This is a genomic window from Kocuria atrinae C3-8, from assembly GCF_000286355.1.
GTDB classification, from domain to species: Bacteria; Actinomycetota; Actinomycetes; order Actinomycetales; family Micrococcaceae; genus Kocuria; species Kocuria atrinae_A.
In genome coordinates this window covers 1-5019 of the sequence record NZ_AJXN01000114.1, presented here as the reverse complement: position 1 = coordinate 5019, position 5019 = coordinate 1, and the positions used below count along the sequence as shown (strand labels likewise).

The window sequence follows — 5019 nt, the reverse complement described above, 5'->3', positions numbered from 1 at the left end:
TCGGTGGATCGAGGCTAAGTGACGTAGATGTCGAGGTGAAGTAGGTGATTCACATTCGAAACCGCGCGTTGGACCCTCCGAATGCGTATCCTGCGTCCATACGTCTCAAATCGCCAACGTCTGAGGGAGAGTTCTGCGAGCCAGAACATTCTGGGTAGAGGTGCGTACCCGGAGGGCAGGTTTTGCTGCGATCCCCTGCCCCAAATGTCACCGAGTGCCATGGGCTAGGGCGCCCCACGACAAACCACCGCTGGCCGACTTGGCCCGGCGCCTGCCTCGGCCACCGACCTCTCCACCTTGGGCGGCCCAGACCCAGCCAAACTCCGCTTCTGAAGTGCGCTCGAACCACGGCGCACATGTGAGGGGTTGTTAGAACCTTGGCGGGCCCGGAAAAGGTTCTAACGGCGCCTGAGGTGCACGGGCGGGTTCTACCGGCGCACCAGAGTCGAAGCCAGACCTTCCAGGGTGCACAGGCGGGTTCTATCGGCGCGCGGGAGGCGGTGTCAGAAAGGGTTCCACCGAAACATGACGTGCCCAGGAAGGCCCCAACGGCGCACCAAAGGCGGTGCCAATCCTTGTGGAGTGCGCAGGAGTGCCTAGTGCCACACAAAGTCTGCCGGGCGGCGCACAGGATGCGGCCACGCCTCTACTTCTGGCACTCCGGGCACCAGTAAAGGGCGCGACCGTTGAGGTCTTGGCGCAGCACGGTGGTGCCGCAGTGCAGACAGGGCTGACCGTGGCGGTGGTACACGTAGTTGCCGTGGTGGGGCCAGGCTTCGGCCTCGGAGATACCGGGGCGGTCCACGGGATCGGTCGTGATGATGCGCCCTACCCGCACACCGATGTCCATGAGCGCCACGTTTTCCTCCCACAGTCCCAGGAGGTCTTCGCGGCTCAGCGAGGTTCCGGGTAGGAACGGATCAAGTCCGCGGCGGAACAGCGACTCCGCGCGAAAGATGTTGCCGATACCCGCCACCACATTCTGTTCCATGAGCAACACGGCAATCGGGCGCTTACTCTTTCCGGCCTTGGCGATGAACGGCTCCGGATCCGCATCGGGATTGAGCGGATCCGGACCCAGCTTGGCTTCGGCGAGCGCGGATTCCTCCGGAGTCTCCACGGTGCACAGCGCAGGACCGCGCAGATCGGCCCACCCGTGCTCCCCCACCAACCGAACACGCACCGCACCGACGGGGGCGTCGGGAACGACCAGCCCGGCGTCGTCGTACTCGACAGCAGATTCGGCCGAGGACCCGGCTTCCTGCTCCCCCACCTTGCGGGGTGCGCCGATCGACGACGCCGCTTGAAACGTCTCGTCGCCGGCGAAACTCCACGCGCCGTAAATACCTAGGTGCGAGCGGAGGATGAGCACGTCGGCGGCGTCGGACGGGGCTGCGAAACTCATGAAAAGCTGCTTGCCGTGCGCCTGGTACCGGTGAGAACGCGACCGTCGAGCTGAGCCGCACCCTGCGCGAAACGTCCCTGCGGGCTGGATACCCGCAGGGACTGTCCCGCGAAGACGTCATCGAGCTGGCGAGCCAGTCGGTGAACGGAATGACCTTCGGGCACGGTCAGTTCTGGGTGACGGGGCGCGCGGTGACCTGGTCGAGCTTGCCCTTGATGTCACCGGTGGTCTCGTACTCGCCCAGCTGTGCGATGCGTCGTTCGTGACGCTCCTCGCCGGTGAATTCCTCAGCGAGGAACGCCTTGACGATCTCGAGCGCTTCTTCCTTGGAGTGCTGACGCCCACCAATGGCCACGACCTGCGCATTGTTGTGGTCGCGGGCGAGCTTGGCGGTGTCCAGGTTCCAGGCCAGAGCCGCGCGGATGCCCTCGACCTTGTTGGCTGCCATCTGTTCACCGTTGCCGGAACCGCCGAGCACGATGCCCAGGGAATCCAGACCCTGATCACGATCCTCCTTGACGGCGCGGGCGGCGTGGATGCAGAAGGCGGGGTAGTCGTCGGCGGCGTCGTACTCTTCGGGACCGTGGTCCACCATGTCGTAACCGGCGGCGGACAACTGCTCGATGAAGTACTGGGACAGTTCGAGACCGGCGTGGTCGGTGGCGATGTGCACGCGCATGAGCGGGGTTTCTCCTGAATCAGGTGCGGCACCGAGCGGGCGAGATCCCGGGTGACCGCCGAGGGAAATCTGACACCCACCACCGTACCGTGAGCCTCGGAAATCGCCCTGATCAGAACGATCACAGCTGGTCCCGATGTGATCCTGGCCGCAGACTGCCATAATGGCTAGATGCTCGCGCGCCCGGAGCGCGCGCACCCCCAGCAGTCGAGGAGAGGATCACTCACGTGCCCGGAATCAATTTGACCCGAGAAGAAGCCGTCCAGCGGGCGGAGACTGTTTCGGTCGATTCCTATGATGTGGTCCTGGACCTCACTGATAATCCGGAGACATTCGCAGCGCGCACCACGGTTCGTTTCACGGCCACGCCCGGTGCCAGCACGTTCATTGACGCGATCACCGCGTCCGTGGAATCGGTCACGCTCAACGGCAAGCAGTTGGACCCCGCCGAGGTCAGCAACGGTGTGCGCATCCAGCTCCCCGATCTCGCGGAAACCAACGAGCTGGTCGTGGAATCCCGCATGTCCTACATGAACACCGGCGAGGGCCTGCACCGCTTCGTGGACCCCGTGGACGATGAGGTCTACCTCTACTCCCAGTTCGAGGTGGCCGATGCCCGCCGCATGTTCCCGGTATTCGAGCAGCCGGATCTGAAGGCCACGTTCCGCTTCGATGTGACCGCCCCCGATCACTGGGCCGTGGTGTCCAACCAGCCCACGCCGGAGCCCACCCCCGTCCGTGAGGGAGTGCCCGGTGGCAGTTCTCCCCCACCCCCGTGATGTCCTGCTACATCACCGCGTTGATTGCGGGCCCCTACGTGTCGATCACCGATTCGCTGACGTCTTCGGACGGCCGCACCATCGACCTGGGCCTGTACTCGCGTAAGTCGCTGTCCGAGTTCGTGGACGCGGACGAAATGTTTGAGGTCACCAAGCAGGGCTTCGAGTTCTTCGAGTCGCAGTTCGGCGTGCCGTACCCCTTCGAGAAGTACGACCAATTGTTCGTCCCGCAGTTCAACGCCGGTGCCATGGAAAATGCCGGTGCAGTGACGTTCGTGGAGCAGTACATCTTCCGCTCCAAGCCGTCCCAGGCCCGCGTGGAACGCCGCGCGATTACCGTTCTTCACGAGCTGGCCCACATGTGGTTCGGCGACCTGGTGACCATGCGCTGGTGGAACGACCTGTGGCTCAACGAGTCCTTCGCCGAGTACATGTCCACGCTCGCGTGCGCCCAGAACACCAAGTACACCAACGCGTGGACCACCTTTGTGGCCGGCGAGAAGTCCTGGGGTTACGAGCAGGATCAGCTGCCCACCACGCACCCCATCAAGGCCGAGATCCGCGATCTCGAGGACGTCCTGGTCAACTTCGACGGCATCACCTATGCCAAGGGCGCATCCGTGCTCAAGCAGCTCGTCGCGTGGGTGGGCCAAGAAGAATTCATGGCCGGTCTTAACGCATACTTCGGCAAGCACGCGTGGGCCAACACCGAGCTCTCGGACCTCATGGTCGAACTCGAGGCAGCCAGCGGCCGCGACCTCACCGACTGGACCGAGCGCTGGCTCGAGACCGCCGGCGTCAACACCCTGATCCCGCACGTGGAGGCGGACCAGGACGGCGTGATCACCTCCTTCGTGATCGAGCAGATCGGTCAGGAGGGCCACCCCACGCTGCGCCCCCACCGTCTCGCGGTCGGCTTCTACGATCACGACGACGCCGCTAACAGTCTGGTGCGCACGCACCGCGTGGAACTCGACGTGGACGGCGAGCGCACCGAAGTGCCCGAGCTCGTGGGCCGGGAACGCCCGGACCTCGTTCTGCTCAACGACGACGATCTGGCCTACGCCAAGATCCGCCTGGACGAGTGCTCGCAGGACACCGCCAATAATCACCTGGGCGACTTCGAAGAGTCCCTGCCCCGCTCCCTCGTGTGGGGGGCGGCCTGGGATTCCGTGCACGACGGCGTGTCCCCCGCCCGCGAGTACGTCCAGTTGGTGCTCGCCAATATTGGCCGCGAGACGGATTCCACCGCCGTGCAGGTTCAGCTCCGGCAGCTGGACACCGTGCTCGACTACTACCTGGCTCCGAAGGACGCGGACGAGATCCGCGCCGCCGCCGCAGCCACGATCTGGGACCTGGTCGAGGCCTCGGCCCCGGGTTCGGATCACCAGTGGCAGTTCTTCCGTGCCTTTGCCCGCCGGGCTGTCACGGCGGCACAGTTCGATCAGCTCGAAGCCTTCGACCGCGACGAGAACATCCCCTCCGGCGTGGACATGAACACCGACACCCGCTGGGTCGTGCTGACCGCTTTGGTGGCCGCAGTCGCCGCGGCGAGACCGAGATCGACGCCGCCCTGGCTGAGGACAACACCGAGACCGGCGCCATTGCCGCGGCCACCGCGCGCGCCGCGATCCCCACACCCGAGGCCAAGGCCGCCGCGTGGCAGCAGATCGTGGTGGACGGTTCGCTTCCCAACTCGCAACAACAAGCGGCCATTGCGGGGTTCTTCCGTGTGCATGATCAGGAACTCGTGGCTCCGTACGCGGATAAGTATTTTGATGCAGTCACCGACGTGTGGACCACCCGCACGCACGAGCTGTCCCAGCAGATCGCGGCGGGCCTGTTCCCGCGCCTGGCCGCGCAGGCAACCATCGACGACGCTCAGCGATTCCTCGATCAGGTGGCCGGTCAGCACAACGGCCTGCGCCGCATCGTCCTGGAACGTCAGGACGCCATCCGCCGCGCCGTGGAGGCCCAGGCCGTGGACGCCGTCGCAGCAGGACAGGAGAACACCACCGCATGAGCACACCCGAACAACCTCACCTGAACCCCCCGGCCGGCCGCCCGAGGTCGCCGCACGTTCACCCTGGGCGCTGTGAGGTCGCGGTCCGCGGCGCAGCCCGTGACGCAACCCCCCGCAGCAGGTGGGTGACGCG

Annotated in this window: 1 protein-coding gene and 2 pseudogenes; 1 reads left to right on the top strand and 2 read right to left on the bottom strand. The window is 65.2% G+C overall.

Features of this window, described 5'->3' with window-relative positions:
- Positions 1-646 precede the first annotated feature (646 nt).
- Both YO9_RS0112400 and YO9_RS0112395 read right to left on the bottom strand, forming a co-directional pair.
- Positions 647-1569: pseudogene (locus YO9_RS0112400) on the bottom strand (Fpg/Nei family DNA glycosylase).
- Positions 1570-1571: 2 nt separating this feature from the next.
- Positions 1572-2084 (bottom strand): ribose-5-phosphate isomerase, encoded by a 513-nt coding sequence (locus YO9_RS0112395; RefSeq protein WP_016997777.1) that lies wholly within the window; start codon positions 2082-2084, stop codon positions 1572-1574.
- A gap of 227 nt (positions 2085-2311) precedes the next feature.
- On the opposite strand from YO9_RS0112395, the pseudogene pepN reads away from it, so the two are divergent.
- Positions 2312-4886, top strand: a pseudogene (gene pepN, locus YO9_RS0112390) (aminopeptidase N).
- The last annotated feature ends 133 nt before the right edge of the window (positions 4887-5019 follow it).